The sequence below is a fragment of the Noviherbaspirillum massiliense JC206 genome, from assembly GCF_000312045.1.
Lineage (GTDB): Bacteria > Pseudomonadota > Gammaproteobacteria > Burkholderiales > Burkholderiaceae_D > Noviherbaspirillum > Noviherbaspirillum massiliense.
The window spans coordinates 467,429-481,695 of the sequence record NZ_HE978635.1 but is presented as its reverse complement, the minus strand read 5'-3'; the positions used below and the strand labels follow the sequence as shown (position 1 = coordinate 481,695).

At 58.1% G+C, this 14,267-nt stretch carries 11 protein-coding genes; 2 read left to right on the top strand and 9 right to left on the bottom strand.

The genetic code is table 11. The features are described 5' to 3' along the window. Nucleotides 1-7 precede the first annotated feature (7 nt). The gene (locus tag HGHM_RS17815; RefSeq protein WP_019142922.1) at nucleotides 8-3,205 is read right to left on the bottom strand and encodes an efflux RND transporter permease subunit; all 3,198 of its coding nucleotides are present in this window, start codon (nucleotides 3,203-3,205) and stop codon (nucleotides 8-10) included. A gap of 61 nt (nucleotides 3,206-3,266) precedes the next feature. Continuing rightward, complete coding sequence (locus tag HGHM_RS21795) at nucleotides 3,267-4,490, bottom strand: efflux RND transporter periplasmic adaptor subunit (protein WP_148415756.1); 1,224 nt, start codon at nucleotides 4,488-4,490, stop codon at nucleotides 3,267-3,269. Nucleotides 4,491-4,771: 281 nt separating this feature from the next. Between HGHM_RS21795 and HGHM_RS17805 the strand changes: the two genes are divergently transcribed. Further along, on the top strand, nucleotides 4,772-5,935 hold the full coding sequence (locus tag HGHM_RS17805) for a PA0069 family radical SAM protein (RefSeq protein ID WP_019142920.1): 1,164 nt from the start codon (nucleotides 4,772-4,774) through the stop codon (nucleotides 5,933-5,935). Nucleotides 5,936-6,051: 116 nt separating this feature from the next. Here the strand turns inward: HGHM_RS17805 and HGHM_RS21790 are convergent, their stop codons facing one another. After that, nucleotides 6,052-6,393, bottom strand: a complete 342-nt coding sequence (locus HGHM_RS21790) for a hypothetical protein (protein ID WP_245549297.1) — start codon at nucleotides 6,391-6,393, stop codon at nucleotides 6,052-6,054. 642 nt (nucleotides 6,394-7,035) lie between these two features. Here HGHM_RS21790 and HGHM_RS17795 point away from each other — a divergent pair. Further along, nucleotides 7,036-7,677 (top strand): TetR/AcrR family transcriptional regulator, encoded by a 642-nt coding sequence (locus HGHM_RS17795; protein WP_019142918.1) that lies wholly within the window; start codon nucleotides 7,036-7,038, stop codon nucleotides 7,675-7,677. 28 nt (nucleotides 7,678-7,705) lie between these two features. On the opposite strand, the gene HGHM_RS21785 is transcribed toward HGHM_RS17795, so the two are convergent. The 6 genes from HGHM_RS21785 to HGHM_RS23840 are packed head-to-tail and all read right to left on the bottom strand — an operon-like array spanning nucleotide 7,706 to nucleotide 14,228. After that, nucleotides 7,706-11,065 (bottom strand): pilus assembly protein, encoded by a 3,360-nt coding sequence (locus HGHM_RS21785; RefSeq protein WP_019142917.1) that lies wholly within the window; start codon nucleotides 11,063-11,065, stop codon nucleotides 7,706-7,708. A gap of 17 nt (nucleotides 11,066-11,082) precedes the next feature. Then, on the bottom strand, nucleotides 11,083-11,673 hold the full coding sequence (locus tag HGHM_RS17785) for a hypothetical protein (RefSeq protein ID WP_019142916.1): 591 nt from the start codon (nucleotides 11,671-11,673) through the stop codon (nucleotides 11,083-11,085). Next, the gene (locus HGHM_RS21780) at nucleotides 11,673-12,713 is read right to left on the bottom strand and encodes a PilW family protein (RefSeq protein WP_019142915.1); all 1,041 of its coding nucleotides are present in this window, start codon (nucleotides 12,711-12,713) and stop codon (nucleotides 11,673-11,675) included. Before HGHM_RS21780 ends, HGHM_RS17785 begins: the two co-directional genes overlap by 1 nt. 12 nt (nucleotides 12,714-12,725) lie before the next feature. Further along, a complete protein-coding gene (pilV, locus tag HGHM_RS17775) occupies nucleotides 12,726-13,307 on the bottom strand; it encodes a type IV pilus modification protein PilV (protein ID WP_026076172.1) in 582 nt (193 codons plus the stop codon). Then, on the bottom strand, nucleotides 13,301-13,765 hold the full coding sequence (locus HGHM_RS17770) for a GspH/FimT family pseudopilin (RefSeq protein WP_019142913.1): 465 nt from the start codon (nucleotides 13,763-13,765) through the stop codon (nucleotides 13,301-13,303). The genes pilV and HGHM_RS17770 overlap by 7 nt, the downstream gene beginning before the upstream one ends. Before the next feature lie 52 nt (nucleotides 13,766-13,817). Further along, the gene (locus HGHM_RS23840; RefSeq protein WP_019142912.1) at nucleotides 13,818-14,228 is read right to left on the bottom strand and encodes a type IV pilin protein; all 411 of its coding nucleotides are present in this window, start codon (nucleotides 14,226-14,228) and stop codon (nucleotides 13,818-13,820) included. Between the last annotated feature and the right edge of the window lie 39 nt (nucleotides 14,229-14,267).

The following is a 14,267-nucleotide window of genomic DNA, read 5'->3' as shown; positions in this document are numbered from 1 at the left end:
AGCTGCGCTACGGCTCTCCTTTTCTCGGCGCGGCAGGCGCGGTGCTCGGAGGCAGCCTGCCGCCCGGCGGCCTTTCGTCCTCATGCCTGAACGGCATCTTGCGCTCACTGATACGCTGGAGGATCACGTAGAAAACCGGGATAACGAAGATGCCGATCGCGGTGGCAAACAGCATTCCGAATACCACTGCCGTACCGATCGATTGGCGCGCAGCAGCACCGGCGCCGGTGGCGATTGCCAGCGGGATCGTGCCGAAGATGAAGGCGAATGAAGTCATCAGAATCGGCCGCAGCCGCAATTGCGCCCCCTGGCGCGCGGCTTCGAGGATGCTTGCGCCCCGCTCATGCGCGAGCTTGGCGAATTCCACGATCAGAATGGCATTCTTCGCCGCCAGCCCGATCAGCATGATCAGCCCGATCTGCGTGTAGACATTGTTTACCGAAGTGCGCAGCGTCAAGCCGGTAAATGCCCCCAGCACCCCGAACGGAATCACGAGAAGAATGGCGACCGGCATGGCCCAGCTTTCATAGAGCGCCGCCAGCACCAGGAACACGAACATGAGCGACAGCGCGAAGATGTATCCGGTCTGTCCGCTGGTTTTCTGTTCCTGATAGGTGGCCCCGGTCCATTCATAGCCGAAGCCCGGCGGCATATTGCTGGCGATTTCCTGCATGGCTTGCGCAGCCTGGCCCGAGCTGTAGCCCGGCGCTGCAGCACCGGTGATGGTTGCGGCGCGGTAGACGTTGTAGCGCTCGTAAAACTCCGGCCCGTTGATCGATTTCGGTGTCAGTACCGTGTTGAGCGGAACCATGTCGCCATTCCCGTTGCGCACATAGTAACGGTTGATGTCATTCGGCTGCGCCCGCGCACTGGCCTCCGCCTGCATCTGCACCCGGAAAGTGCGGCCGTACAGATTGAAGTCGTTGACGTAGTAGCTTCCCATCAGGGTTTGCAGGGTGAAGAAGACTTCGTTCAGGGCGATGCCGAAGGTCTTCACCTTTTCCCGATCCACCTGGTATTCAATCTGGGGGATGCGGTCGTTATAGTTGGGAAAGGCAAAGGCGATTTCCGGCCGCTTGCTGGCAGCGGCGACCACGTTTTGGAGAACCTGGGAAAACTGCTTAGGATCGCCGCCGGTCCGGTCCTGGAGGATGAAATCGAAGCCGCCGGTCGAACCGAGGCCGCGTATCGGCGGCGGGTTCAGCACCAGGACCTGTGCTTCCCTGATTTCACTGTTCAGGCGCGCAGTCAATGCGCGCACGACTCCATCGGCGTTCAGTCCGGGCTCCTTGCGTTCATCCCATGGCTTCAAGCGGATAAAGGAGGTGGAATTGTAGGACGTCGTCAGGCCGGTGAGCAGGTTGAATCCGGCCAGGGATGCAACACCTGCCACGCCCGGCGTTTCATTCGCAATCCGGGTCAGCTGGGCCATCGCCTCGTTCGTGCGTTCCAGCGATGCCGCTGGCGGCAATTGCATCACTGCAAATACATAGCCCTGGTCTTCCGACGGCACCAGCCCGGTCGGACGTGCCTTGATCAGGCCGTACAGGACGACCAGCAAGGCCGCAAAGGTCAGCATGACCATTGCCGCATGCCGTGCCAGATAGACGACCCAGCCGCTGTAACGGTCGGCGAATGTGTTGAATCCGTGATTGAACTTCCGGAAGAACCTGCCCAGCAAACCGGGCGGTCTCGCATGGGCGGCCGGACGCAGCAGCAACGCACACAAGGCGGGTGTCAGTGTCAGCGCGACGACGGCGGACAGGATCACGGAGGTGGCGAGCGTGAGTGCGAATTGCCGGTACAACTGGCCGGTCAAGCCGCCCAGAAATGCGACCGGAATGAACACTGCCGCAAGCACGAGTGCAATGGCGACGACAGGCCCGCCGACGTCGGCGATGGCCGCCTTGGTTGCTTCGGCCGGCGACATCTGTTCTTCGTCGAGGCGATGCTGCACCGCCTCCACCACCACGATCGCATCATCCACTACGATGCCGATGGCGAGCACCAGCCCGAACAGCGTGAGCGTGTTGATGGAAAAGCCGAGCGCAGCGAAGATCGCGAAGGTGCCGACGAGCGATACCGGGACGGCAAGCATGGGAATGATCGTTGCGCGCCATGTCTGCAGGAACAGGAACACCACGAACAGTACCAGCAGGAATGCCTCGCCCAGGGTCTTCACCACGTCCTTCAGGGATTCCGTCACGAATGGCGTAGTGCTGTAGGGAATGGAATATTCGAGGCCGGGAGGAAAGCGCCTGGCCGCATCATCCATCGTCAGCCCCACCTGTTTTGCCACGTCGAGCGCGTTCGCATCCGGCTGCAGGAAAATGCCGATGAACACGCCGGCAGTACCATTTTCCTGGACATTGATGCTGTAGTCGGCGCCGCCGAGTTCGACCCGAGCGATATCCCGCAGATAGACGATCTGGCCGTCCGGCGCAGCGCGGATGATCAGATCTTCGTATTGCGACGGTTCGGACAGTCGTCCCTGGATCGTCGACGAATACTGCATTTGCTGGCCGGGCGGCACCGGCGGCATGCCGATCCGTCCTGCCGGCGCGACGATGTTCTGTTCCTGGATGACCCGCTGCACATCCGATGCCGTCACGCCCAGCCGCGCCATCTTGTCCGGGTTGAGCCAGATGCGCATGCTGTAATCGCGCGCGCCGAAGATGCGCACGATGCCGACGCCGGGAATGCGCGACAGCGTATCCTGCAGGTTGAGCAAGGCGTAATTGCTCATGAAGGTCGTATCAAAACGACCGTCCGGAGAGGTCAGCGCCAGCACTTCCAGGAAATCGGTCGACTGCTTGCGAATGGTGATGCCTTGCCGGACCACATCGGGTGGAAGCGTGCTTTGAGCAATCGCCACCCGGTTTTGCACATCGACGGCGTCGAGGTCGGGGTCGGTCCCGATATCGAAGGTAACGGTCAGGCTGTAGGAGCCGTCGTTTGCACTCTTCGAATCCATGTAAATCATACCCTTCGCGCCGTTGACCTGCTGCTCGATCGGCGCGGCCACCGATTCGGCAACCACGTTCGCGTTGGCACCGGGGAAGCTCGTGGTGACTTGCACTTGAGGCGGGACGATTTGCGGATACTGCGCGATCGGCAAGGTGAATGCGGCGAGCGCGCCTGCCAGGGTGATGATGAGGGAAATCACCGTGGAAAAAACAGGCCGGTCAATGAAGAAATTGAACATGTGTTACCTGCTGTCAGGCAAGCCTCAGGCCCGGGCATTCGACTGTGGCGTCCCGTGAAAATCAGCTTCCTGCTTTCTGCGGTTTGTGGTCGCTTGCCTGCTGCGCGGGTTTTGCGTCGCCATTTCCGGCAGCGCCTTCCGGAACCGGCTTCACTGGTGCGCCCGGCTTGACCTTTGCAATGCCTTCGACCACGACCAGTTCTCCCGGCTTGATCCCCTGTTCCACGACCCAGTTATTCCCAACCCGGGCATTGGCAACGATGTCCCGGTACTGCGCCTTGTTGTCCGGCCCGATGACATATACCGATCGCTTTCCCTGCAATTCCTGCACTGCCTTCTGCGGTATCAGGATGGCGTTCGGATTTTCCTGGCCCGGCATGATGACGCGCACGAACTGCCCGGGCCGCAGGTAGCCTTCCGGATTGGGCACGACCAGCCGTGCCGGCAGCGTTCCGTTTCGCGGATCGACGGCTGCATCGACGAAATCGAGTTTGCCGCCATACTTGTAGTCGGAACCGTCGATGAGCTTGACCTTGAAATCAGGCCTCTTGCGGGCATCGCGCAAGTTGTAATGCCGTTGCAGCTCATTCAGCTTTTGTTCGCTGATGGTGAAGCTGACATACATGGGATCGACCGAATACAGTGTCGTCAGGAGTGTCGACGAGGCATTGACCAGCCCTCCCGGCCTGATCAATGCGCGACTGATCATCCCGTCGCGGGGTGCGCGAATGGTGGTGTAGTCAAGGTTCAGCTGGGCCTGGCGTACCTGGGCCTTGCCTGCCTCGACACTGGCCGCGTCCGCGCGTTCTTTGGCGACAGCTGCATCAAGGTCTTGTTGACTGATGGCCCGGGTTTGCATCAGGGGTTTCAGCCGCGCCAGATTCTGGGCGGAGTTCAGGTGGGACGCCTGCGCCTGCGCCAGATTTGCCCTGGATTGCGACAGCGCGGTAAGAAAGGGCTGCTGGTCGATCACGAAAAGCAGTTCCCCCTTCTTTACAGGGCTGCCATCCTTGAACGCCTGCCGCTCAAGGATGCCGCCGACGCGCGAACGGATCTCGACCGCCTCCACCGCTTCCGTCTGCGCAGCATAGTCTTCCAGCAAGGTGACAGGGGACGTAGCAGCCTTGATCACCGACACTTCCGGTGGCGGCGGCGCTGCCTGTGCCGGGCCTTGGTTCTTCTGGCCGCAGCCGGCAACTTGCAACAATGCAGCCAGCAACAGCAATGCTAGCCTCCATGGCTGCATGAATTGCCGCACAAACATGGCTGCGTATTTGCGCCTCACGGTGCCTCCTTGCCGAGCTACTGCACATGTGTAGCGGCTACGATTGGCCGCCCGACAGGGGCCGCCTTCGGACCGGAAACGTAGTCACAGAGAGATACACCGTGCATCGTTCAATGACAGTCTTCTCCCGATTTAAATCATCGCCATTTGCATGGATGGTGAGTGAGATCAAACCTTTGTGCGAAAGCTCACCTTGACGATTCCACTCAGGCATAGAAGCCCTTGATCTCGGAGCAACTGCCAACTAAGATACTGTTTCTTTATACAGTACATGAAACGCCATGGCAGATAACAACTGGAAACCGGTGAGCCTGCCTCCGGCTGGGGAACGGGATCTGAAGGCACAGAAGGGGCGCGGCGCGGTTTCCAACCTGCAGGGCCGTCATGAAGTGGATGTCCGCGAAGAGTTCGATGACGGCTGGCCGAGCGACGACGATAATGCCGTCCCGCAGCGCGCGAAAACTGAAGTCCATTTCGAAGAGGCCAAAAGCATTTTGAGTCGCAATGCTTCTCCCGACCTGCCATTCGGCGTCACGCTGAATCCATATCGGGGTTGCGAGCATGGCTGCATTTATTGCTATGCCCGCCCTACGCACAGCTATCTTGGCTTGTCGCCGGGCCTGGATTTCGAGAGCCGGATTTTTGCAAAGGCCAACGCGCCGGAACTCCTGAGAAAGGAATTCGCAAAGCCATCGTATGAGCCCGAACCGATCGCGCTTGGTGTCAACACTGACGCCTACCAACCATGCGAACGCGGCCTGAAGCTGACACGACGCGTGCTCGAGGTGCTGCATGAGTGCGAACATCCGGTTGGTCTGATCACCAAGTCTTCCCTGATCGAACGCGATATCGACTTGCTGGCGCCCATGGCCGCAAAGCAGCAGGCAGTGGTAGCGATCACCATCACGACGCTCGATCACACCCTCGCACGTATCCTGGAGCCGCGCGCAGCAGCGCCTGCGCGGCGCCTGCGCTCCATCCGCACCCTGGCCGACGCCGGCATTCCGGTTGGCGTCAGCATCGCGCCGGTCATCCCTTTCATTACCGAACCGGACTTGGAACGCGTACTCGAAGCCGCGGTAGAGGCCGGCGCCATCAATGCCAGCTATATCGTCATGAGGCTGCCTTGGGAAGTAAATCCGCTGTTTCAGCAATGGTTGCAGGCACACTTTCCCGATCGTGCCGAACGGGTCATGAACCGGATATGCGACATGCACAAGGGCAAGGAATATGATGCGCGCTTTGGCGCGCGCATGCGTGGCGAAGGCGTATGGGCCGACTTGATCAGGCAGCGTTTTGCAAAGGCAGCTGCGCGTCTCGGTCTCGGTGACAGGTCGCGCGGATTCAAGACGCTGGATGCCTCACGCTTTCGCCGCCCCGCGATCGAGACAGTGCAAGCCATGAGAAAGCCTGGGAATGCGACAGGGCAATTCGAGCTGTTTTAGCGCATTCACATGCAGGCGGAAGCACCTCTTCGCAACCAGAGCTCATGTCGGCCGGCGTTATCTAGCAGCGCCCGGAGGGCCGCTCGTGCACAGTAAATCTCTTGGGTCGCCTCTGCCTATTTCTGCGCATGCAGCAGCATGCGGATCATGGTCCGCACGATCTGGCGATGCTTGTCTTCGAGCTGCTGCAAATCAGAAAGGAGGGCCAAATCTTCCGATTGCAGCCGGGTGCTGAGGATGCTTGTATCCGTTTCACTCCCGCCCGTACCAAAGCGTAGCCATTCCGCAGATACACCGAGCCAGGCGGCAAGGGTGCGCAACTTTTCTTGGGTGGGCATGGCCTCGCCCACGATCCATTTTCGTGCCGCATGCACCGAGATCGGACTTCCGGTAAATCGCACATTGAATTCACGAGCCAGCCGGGTCGGGCTATCCGCTGGATAATTCGCCTGCTGCAAAGCCTGCTGCAGGCGCTTGCTGAAACTATGCCGCTCCACGGAATTCGGTCCATCCGGCATGCCGGCTTCGCTAGAGGCTAGAAGTGTTTCAAAAGACATCAATTCCCTTGTTCCAGAAGTAAGCCAGAGCGCGATACGTATGGGCACAAGGGCCGCGGTTCGGCAGACGTATCCCTCTCAGCATTGAAATTGTTATAGCCACCCTCGCGATGGAGATTTCCGCGAGACGTCGCTTTTGACACGCGTCCAGACGACATGCGGCGCCCGTAAGTGTCAAATTCACTTCCGGCAGCGTCGCAGTGAATCAGGGGCACCGGGACCGCTGCCATGCGGCCGAATGGGCGGAAACGTGCTTGTACCTGAACGTCCGCGGAATTGGTCGGCCACAGATTGAGACCCTTTTCCGGCACTTGATCGGCGACATTCCAGTCCAATTGCTTGGTTGATCAAGTTGCTCGGTTGCTTGGGCGGGCGGGTTTGCTGCTTCATCGTTGCGCATTGCCCGCAACGTCTTGCCTGGCCCTGTAGGCCAGCATAAACTGCACAGCGCAGTACAGTTATGATCGTAGTTTGCAATTGCTGTTTCTGTCAAGCAAAACTGTACTCCCTGGTTCATAAAAGAAAGAAGAACGAGGAGATGCCGTGAGAGTAAAAACCGAAGCGCGGCGCCAGGCGATTCTTGCCACGGCGGCGGACGTATTTCAGGAAGTCGGATTTGATGCAGCATCGATGGCGGAAATCGCCGTGCGAACCGGAGGTTCGAAGGCAACGCTCTACAATTATTTTTCTTCGAAAGAAGAATTGTTTGTCGAGGTGATGCTTTCGTCTGCCCAGAAGCAAGGCCGCGACATGTTCTTCGCTGCGTTGCAAAGGTCAGGCGACTTGCAAGCCATTCTGCAAAATTTGGGGCAGAGTTTTTTGAAGATCATCATGGCCCCGGAAATCGTTGCCATGCGACGTATCGTGATTTCCCAAAGCGGGCGCTCGGATCTCGGCCGGCTATTTTATGAACGCGGCCCGAAGAGCGCATGGGCACAGGTGACAGACCTGCTCCAATCCGCCATCGACAACCGCGTTCTGCGCCCTGCCGACGCACGCATCATGACCATGCATCTCAAGAGCCTGTACGAAGCTGAAGTGGTTGAACTCCAGCTGCTTGGGGTCATCAGCAAGGTGACCCGCAAGGAGATCGAGCGCATTGTCGCGGCCGCTGTCGAGGTATTCATGCGGGCTTATGGTGCAAGTCCCGCAGGGAATGCAGAGAAAAAAAATGCCCGCTCATGAGCGGGCATTTTGCTATTACGCGTCTATTTCAATTATCCGTTGATGTAGCAGAATAGGTGCGTTTCCGCCTGGACGAGATCGTCGGTTTTACTTCCTGCGGATTAATGGTGACGCTTGCACCACCACCCCTTCTTGCCGCACCAAGCACGACCGTGGTAGGACGGCCATCGATCGGTACCCCTGTAGCCAATACTGGAGATGGTGGGAGGCCACCGCCGACGAAGGTGGTTCGCCGGGTACCGCCGCAATTTCCGGTCACGCCAATGGCCCCGGACCCGTTCAGCAAGTTGACCCAGTAGCCTCCTGCTTCACCCAGAATCGTGGAGCACTGGTTGGAGTTGACAATCGGACGATTGGTGCTGAACGTGACCATGCCACTTGCGATCAATGCCGAGGTCACTACCTGCTCACCTCTGCCATACTGATCCAGGCTCATGAACCAGCCTTTCATGCGTGAGCCCGGCAGGACCGGCGTGGTGTTGCACGTCGTGTCGCTCGTGTAGTCATACATCTTGCTGGTGTCATCAAGGTTAACGACCGTGTTGGAAGCCGGATCGTCCACATATACATAGAAGCGGTTAACCACGGATGACGCATACGGGTAATGGCTCTGGAGCGGATGCTCGCGATCGCCGGAACCGATCGCTATATACACCTTTTTGCTGTTGCTGAGGACTTCCGGCCTGAACAGGAACTTTCTGCCAGCGCCGCTCGTGTAAGCGATCTTGGTGATAGTCCATTCATTGCTTGCCAGTGCTGTCGATCCCGAAGTATTCGACATGTCGATGAAACTGATCCGGTACAGATTGCCACCGGTATCTGCGGCATAGGCATAATCCGGATGGCCGTCACCGTCGATATCCGCATAGGAAACATCACCTACGACGCTGCGCTCGGTAGTGAATGCCCGGATCAATTCGCCCGTATTGCCGTTGAGCGCATAGATCACGCGGCCCTTCGCACTTTCGCATGACGGACTGGAGCTGTTGACATCTTCGCAGTTGTCATATCCCCCACCAACCAGGATCAGGGGCGTGTTGTCGGAGAATCCCTTGATGAACGCAAGATTCGGTGCCGACCAGGTTTGCCCGATGGCCGACATCCCGGTGGTGCAACCCGTGTCATCGGTTAGATTAGGACAGCCCACTTTCCATTTGAATACAGGGGAGGCCGGATCGCTCACATCGAGCGCATAGATCATCCGCCCGCCGCGCCGGGTAGTGGGATAGATCCAGACTGTCGTATTGTCGGCGTTCTGATAAATCCCGGTCGTGCCGTCAAAGAAATAATCCTTCGGCGTCGGAGTCGGCGTAACGCCCGGCAGCAAACTCGGATAATTGACCAGCGGACTGTTGTCCTTCAGGCGCGACAACCGCGGGAAGAATTCGCGCGCAACGAATGCCCAACGCTCCTTGCCGGTTGCCGCATCCACGGCTCTCAGCGTGCCGTCATTCGCACCGTAGTACACGGTCACCCCTTTGGTCCCGCCATAGTTCACCGGCAGTGGCCGCGAGTGAACGACGTCGCCATGCACCGACACCCGTGTATCCGTTCGCACATTGTTCCGGTTCTCGTCCAGCAAGTCATAGCCCTTCAGGAAATCCACCAGATCGGAAGACAGGCCGGAAGAACTCGTGTCGAAGGCAGTCAGCGCGCTGTCATTTTCGGTATAGATGGTCCGGTTGACTTGCCAGCTTGGATTCGTTGCAGTACCTGGCGGATTATTCCCCTGGCGGATCACTTCCGCGGTTCCGCCCTTCTCAACCTGCGGACCATCGGGCGCATCAGAATATGGGCTGTAAGCCGTCGTCGTACAGCCGCCGGCCGGACTGGGATTCATGGTCACGTTTTGCCAGTAAGTACCTGAATCCTTGGTCCAGTAGCTGGTTGCGCAGTTGGTGACGAAGCCAGTCAGGGTATTGGTCGCCAGCACACCATCAACGTCGCCGAGTTCGATGCTCCCCGCAGAGTTAATCAACTGATATCGCTTCAGATTGCCGAACCAGCGCGGTTTGGCATCGGCGTCCGGACGGAACATGCCAATGAAGACCTGGTTTTCATTCTGCGTGCGGTTGGTCGCATTGACCGGCAGGCTGGTGGAAGCGAAGGTGGTGTTGACTGCCTGGATTTCGGCGAGAATTTCCTTCATCGCCTTGATGATCAGGTCCTTGCTGGTCGCTGCGTAGTATTTGCCACCGCCGTAATCGGCCATGCTGCGCAAAAGCGCAGTCTGGTTGGCATCCTGTGCATCCTTGTAGACGTCGATGGTGAACATCGTCGCGTTTTGCTGACCGGTCGCCGAGTTCATATCAGTGTCGGCCAGAAAATTAGCCCACTCGTCGGCGGTACGTGCTGTCGACCCGGAGGGCAGGTAAGTTCCGGAGGGCTCCAGGGTCGTTACGGTATTGATGCCCTGAACCGTGAATTTAAAAGTGTTGCTGCCTTTGACTTTCGAACAACCAGCGCCATTGGCACTCGAACTCAGGCATGAACATGTGCTGTAGGTACCGTCCGTGCAGGCCGGATAATCCGGGAAGCCGGAACTTCCGCATGACGCCGCATCAACGTAGCAGGCGCTTGACTGACCCAGATTGACAGGATCTCCAACAACCGTGGTTTTCGTAACGTAATTCGTCAGGCGAAGCTCGGTAGTGTCCCCACCGACATTTGACAGCCAAGTCTTTTCATCCGCGTTGGGAAAGCCATTGCCAATGAAGATGATGTAATTTCGTGCGCAAATGTTGGCGACCGTTCCCGGCGGCAGATAAGTCCTGAACGTGCTGTCGGTATAGGCGCGCTGGTCGGCCATGGAAACAGGTGTCAGGTCGTTAAACACCGCCGGTCCGAAGTGGGTCTTGTCCAGCGGGCTTCCTGCTGTATCCGTCTTCGAATTGGCAGGCTTGGTATATCCGCCGAAATACTTGAACGCGTCGAATAGCGCGTTGCCGTAATTCGCATTGGACGCCGCCTTCTCGCTCGAACTCTGGAAGTTGTCGATGATGGTCTGGATCCTGGCGTTCATGATGGTCTTGTTATCGTCGGTCATTGGCACAACCGCGGATCGAACATAACCGCCCGCGTTGCCTGAGCCGTTCGGCGTGAACATCATGAGGCCGAGATTGACATTGCTGCCGAGGCCTGCCACGACTGTCTGAAGCGCCTTCAGCTCCGATAACCCTTGCTTGCCGCCGTCCTCGGGCCAATGCTGCTTGGCTGCCGACCAGTTCGATGTATTGTCGAGAATGATCAGGACGTTGGCATTGATGGATGTGCCACCGGACGCGCCGGTAAAGATATCGATATCTTCCGCGCCAGATTGCAGTGGCGCAGCGAGCAGGCCAAGGCATAGCGCCAGCGTGAGCAACTTCGATATGAAGGATTTATTCATCACGGTTCCCCTTACATTCAAGGACAGGAGGCAGCAATACTGTCGTTCGACACCCGCACGGATACGCCTTGCGTGGCGACCACCTTGGTTTCTGTTACGTCGTCAACTGCCTCTGCGCGCAGCTCCCACAAGCTGTTGGAGCACAATGAGTCGCCGGAGGATGTTCCCGGCATGCCTATTCCGAAGTTCTGTGGCGTGCCAAGGCTGCAACCGGCGTCCTCCGGATTCGACAAGTCCAGCGATGTGGTTTTGATGGTTTGCGCCTTCAGGCAGGTCGGCGCAGGGGTAAGCGTGACTTTGACGTCATTCTTGCCATCGCCATTGATGTCGACACACCTTCTGTTGGGGACCCCATCGCAAGGATTAAGGAAAACCGCTGTCGGAGTCTCGACAAAGCGCGTGGTACTGATGGTCCTCTCCAGCACCTCCTGCGCGGCATTGATCGTGTCGTTTCGATGTTGCATGTTCCCTGTTGCCTGAAGACTGCCCTTCCCGAGATTCAGGCTTGTGACGACGAGCAGGGTAAGAAGGACCAGCATGATCAGGGCAATCAAAAGGGTAATCCCCTTCTGGCGGCTCAGGGATGGATGGTTTGAAAATCTGTGCATCACTCTCTCCGTCCTGCCGGATTGGCAAGCTTTACCAAACCTTGATAGGCATGGCGCTTGAAATTGTCGCGGAACGGGCCGACGGACTTGGCTGTACCGTCCTGCTTGACGCCAAGGACATAAGTTTTTTCGTCGCTGTAGCCGGGCGATCCTTCGGTATTTCTGGCCAACAAGCTGAACCTGACCGTCACTACGTTTTTCCAATTGGTTACGCAGTCCGCACCTGTACAGCCGCTTTCCGGCTGCGTGGTGTAAAGATCCGGCGCCCCGTTGCCGTCGGTATCAAGTCCGTATTCCAGCTGAAAATTCTCGATTCCCTCCACCAGGGGAACGATGTTGAAACCATCCGGACCAAGCTCCGCGCGCTTGAGGGCGGGAACACCATCCGAGCCATCGGTGTTGTTCGCAATGTAGTAGATGTGCGTCCGATAGCGGCGCAAATCTGCCTTGGTCGTGCAGTCGCGCTTTTTCCTGTTCAGGTTGCTTGTTGCTGTATCGAGCGCATAGAACTTTGTCACGTCGCCGGAGGCCAGCTCGTTCGTGTCGCTGCAACGGGAAGCCTGAAAATAAGGGGTACCTTCTATGACAGCTTCACAGTCGGCGCTGCCCGCCACGCAAGTGCTGGCGCGGCGGATTACGACGATATCAGTCCCGCTGCGGACATCACTGAGGCAGCTTGGCACGGCAAATCCGGCTTCATCGTCGTAGCCCTGTATATGAAGCGGCATCGCTCCCTTGAGGTCGGCCACCGAAGTTGCACAAGGGTCGGGAACTGCAGTCGGACCTGTCAAGACAGTCGGATCGAATTCACCAAAGAATCCCGCAAGCCGCAGATCTTCCGTGAGTAGAGACATCGCATAACGGCCATTTTCCAGTTGGCGGTTATTGCGTTCTGTTTCTGCGCGCGACTGGCTGTTGTTGACGAAGATTGCGGTCAGTCCGGCTGCGAGGAACAGGCCGATCGCGATCGCGATCATCAGTTCGATCAGGGAAAAGCCTTCCTGTACGCGCCGCTTCTGTTGGCTGGAATAGTGATGCATTAGGACCTCGCCTCAGGAACAGGAAGGTAAGCCAACCGAGACCCGCGCGGAAATTGCGCGACGCTGAGTATCGGCTCCGTACAAATCCTTGCCGCAGGCAGCATCCGGTGCTTTCGTCTCATACATTCCCTGCCACGCCACGGTTACCTGGTAAATCCCAGGCGTGCATACTCCGGACGCCGGGTTGGGTGCTTGTACCTCGGTAATGCACCCCCGCGCACCTGCCATCGCACCCACATTCGCCGTGTCCTTGACCTCCGCTGCACCCTTCAAGGCCTTGCTCCATTCGCAGTGGTCGCGTGCAACACCGATCGCTGTGGTATTACAGTCATCCGGCTGGCTGTCATCGGTGCCAAGCACATCCGCGGTAACGTAGCTTGCGGCCTGATTGCGGTTGGCCTTGATCCGTTCGGTCATATCCGTCAGGAGCAAAACCGCCTGGGCCCGCTGATAGGACTCCACCAACGCAACGTGAATCTTGCTCTGCAAGCCAGCCAAGCCGAGCAGGCCGAACGCAAGGATAACGATGGTGATCAGCACTTCGATCATCGTCAGGCCACCTTGCCGATGGCGAGTTGAACGGATTCTCAGCATGATGACGCCTTCAGGTAGGGACGGCCGCTCAAGTCGACGGAACCGCACCAGCGCTTGGTAGCACGGGGAGCCGAGACCTCGAAACTTGGCGTGGTGCTGCCCTTGATCCGGCCTGAACTTTGAAAGATGACGCTGACCGGCCCGGTGATCGTGACACCGGAAACGGCGGCCTTGTCTTCGATATCGAGTGCGGGGTTCGAAGGATTGGGGATTTTCCAGCCCGACTGCCAGTCGTTCGCAACATTCGGGACGAGGCTTACGCTCGTATTCCGCTTGATCGCCTCGCTGCGCGCCTTGATCAGGGCAGTATGCAGATCCGTCGCGGCTGCCCGAGCGCGCTGGTTGGCGATCATGGTGGAAAAGGACGGAGCCGCCATGGCTGCCAGGATTGCAACGATGGCAACCACGGTCACCAGTTCCACGAGCGTAAACGCCTGCTGCCGAAGCAGGCGTTCCATGCTCGACAGACTTAAGCGAATCGGGACGCAAGCAGCGGATTTCATGGTTCGCCTACCACTTGCCAGCGGGGGTCTTCGCCCCGGCGTTATCGATGCTCAGGACAACGTCATTCGCCTGAGCTTTACCTGCTATCGGGGTTGCCTTCGCGATGAAACTTACCGCCGAGCCGGGAACCGGATCAATCGTAACCGTATATAAACTGCCCACCTTTTCAGGGGTGGATAAATTGAGATCACTGACGGAGTATGCGTAATTGCGACTATCGAGCAAATACTGTTGCTCACGCTGCGCAATGTCCATCAAAAAGGATTGCGCCGCCGCCCGGTTCGACTTGACGAGATGCTGCTGATACGACGGATAAGCCACCGCAGCCAAGATCCCGATGATGGCGACGACAATCATCAACTCGATCAAGGTAAAGCCACGGCTATCTGTCCGCCTGCGAGCAATGTTGCTGTCCATTCGCTGCTTCCTTGTATGAAGAACCTGAAGAATTGATGC

Excerpts from the sequence above, each read along its gene's own strand:
- HGHM_RS17770 (WP_019142913.1), bottom strand. The coding sequence starts at position 13,765 with ATGGAACGCCTGCTTCGGCAGCAGGCGTTTACGCTCGTGGAACTGGTG.
- HGHM_RS17805 (WP_019142920.1), top strand. The coding sequence starts at position 4,772 with ATGGCAGATAACAACTGGAAACCGGTGAGCCTGCCTCCGGCTGGGGAA.
- HGHM_RS17815 (WP_019142922.1), bottom strand. The coding sequence starts at position 3,205 with ATGTTCAATTTCTTCATTGACCGGCCTGTTTTTTCCACGGTGATTTCC.
- HGHM_RS21785 (WP_019142917.1), bottom strand. The coding sequence starts at position 11,065 with ATGAATAAATCCTTCATATCGAAGTTGCTCACGCTGGCGCTATGCCTT.
- pilV (WP_026076172.1), bottom strand. The coding sequence starts at position 13,307 with ATGCTGAGAATCCGTTCAACTCGCCATCGGCAAGGTGGCCTGACGATG.
- HGHM_RS23840 (WP_019142912.1), bottom strand. The coding sequence starts at position 14,228 with ATGGACAGCAACATTGCTCGCAGGCGGACAGATAGCCGTGGCTTTACC.
- HGHM_RS21780 (WP_019142915.1), bottom strand. The coding sequence starts at position 12,713 with ATGCATCACTATTCCAGCCAACAGAAGCGGCGCGTACAGGAAGGCTTT.
- HGHM_RS17785 (WP_019142916.1), bottom strand. The coding sequence starts at position 11,673 with ATGCACAGATTTTCAAACCATCCATCCCTGAGCCGCCAGAAGGGGATT.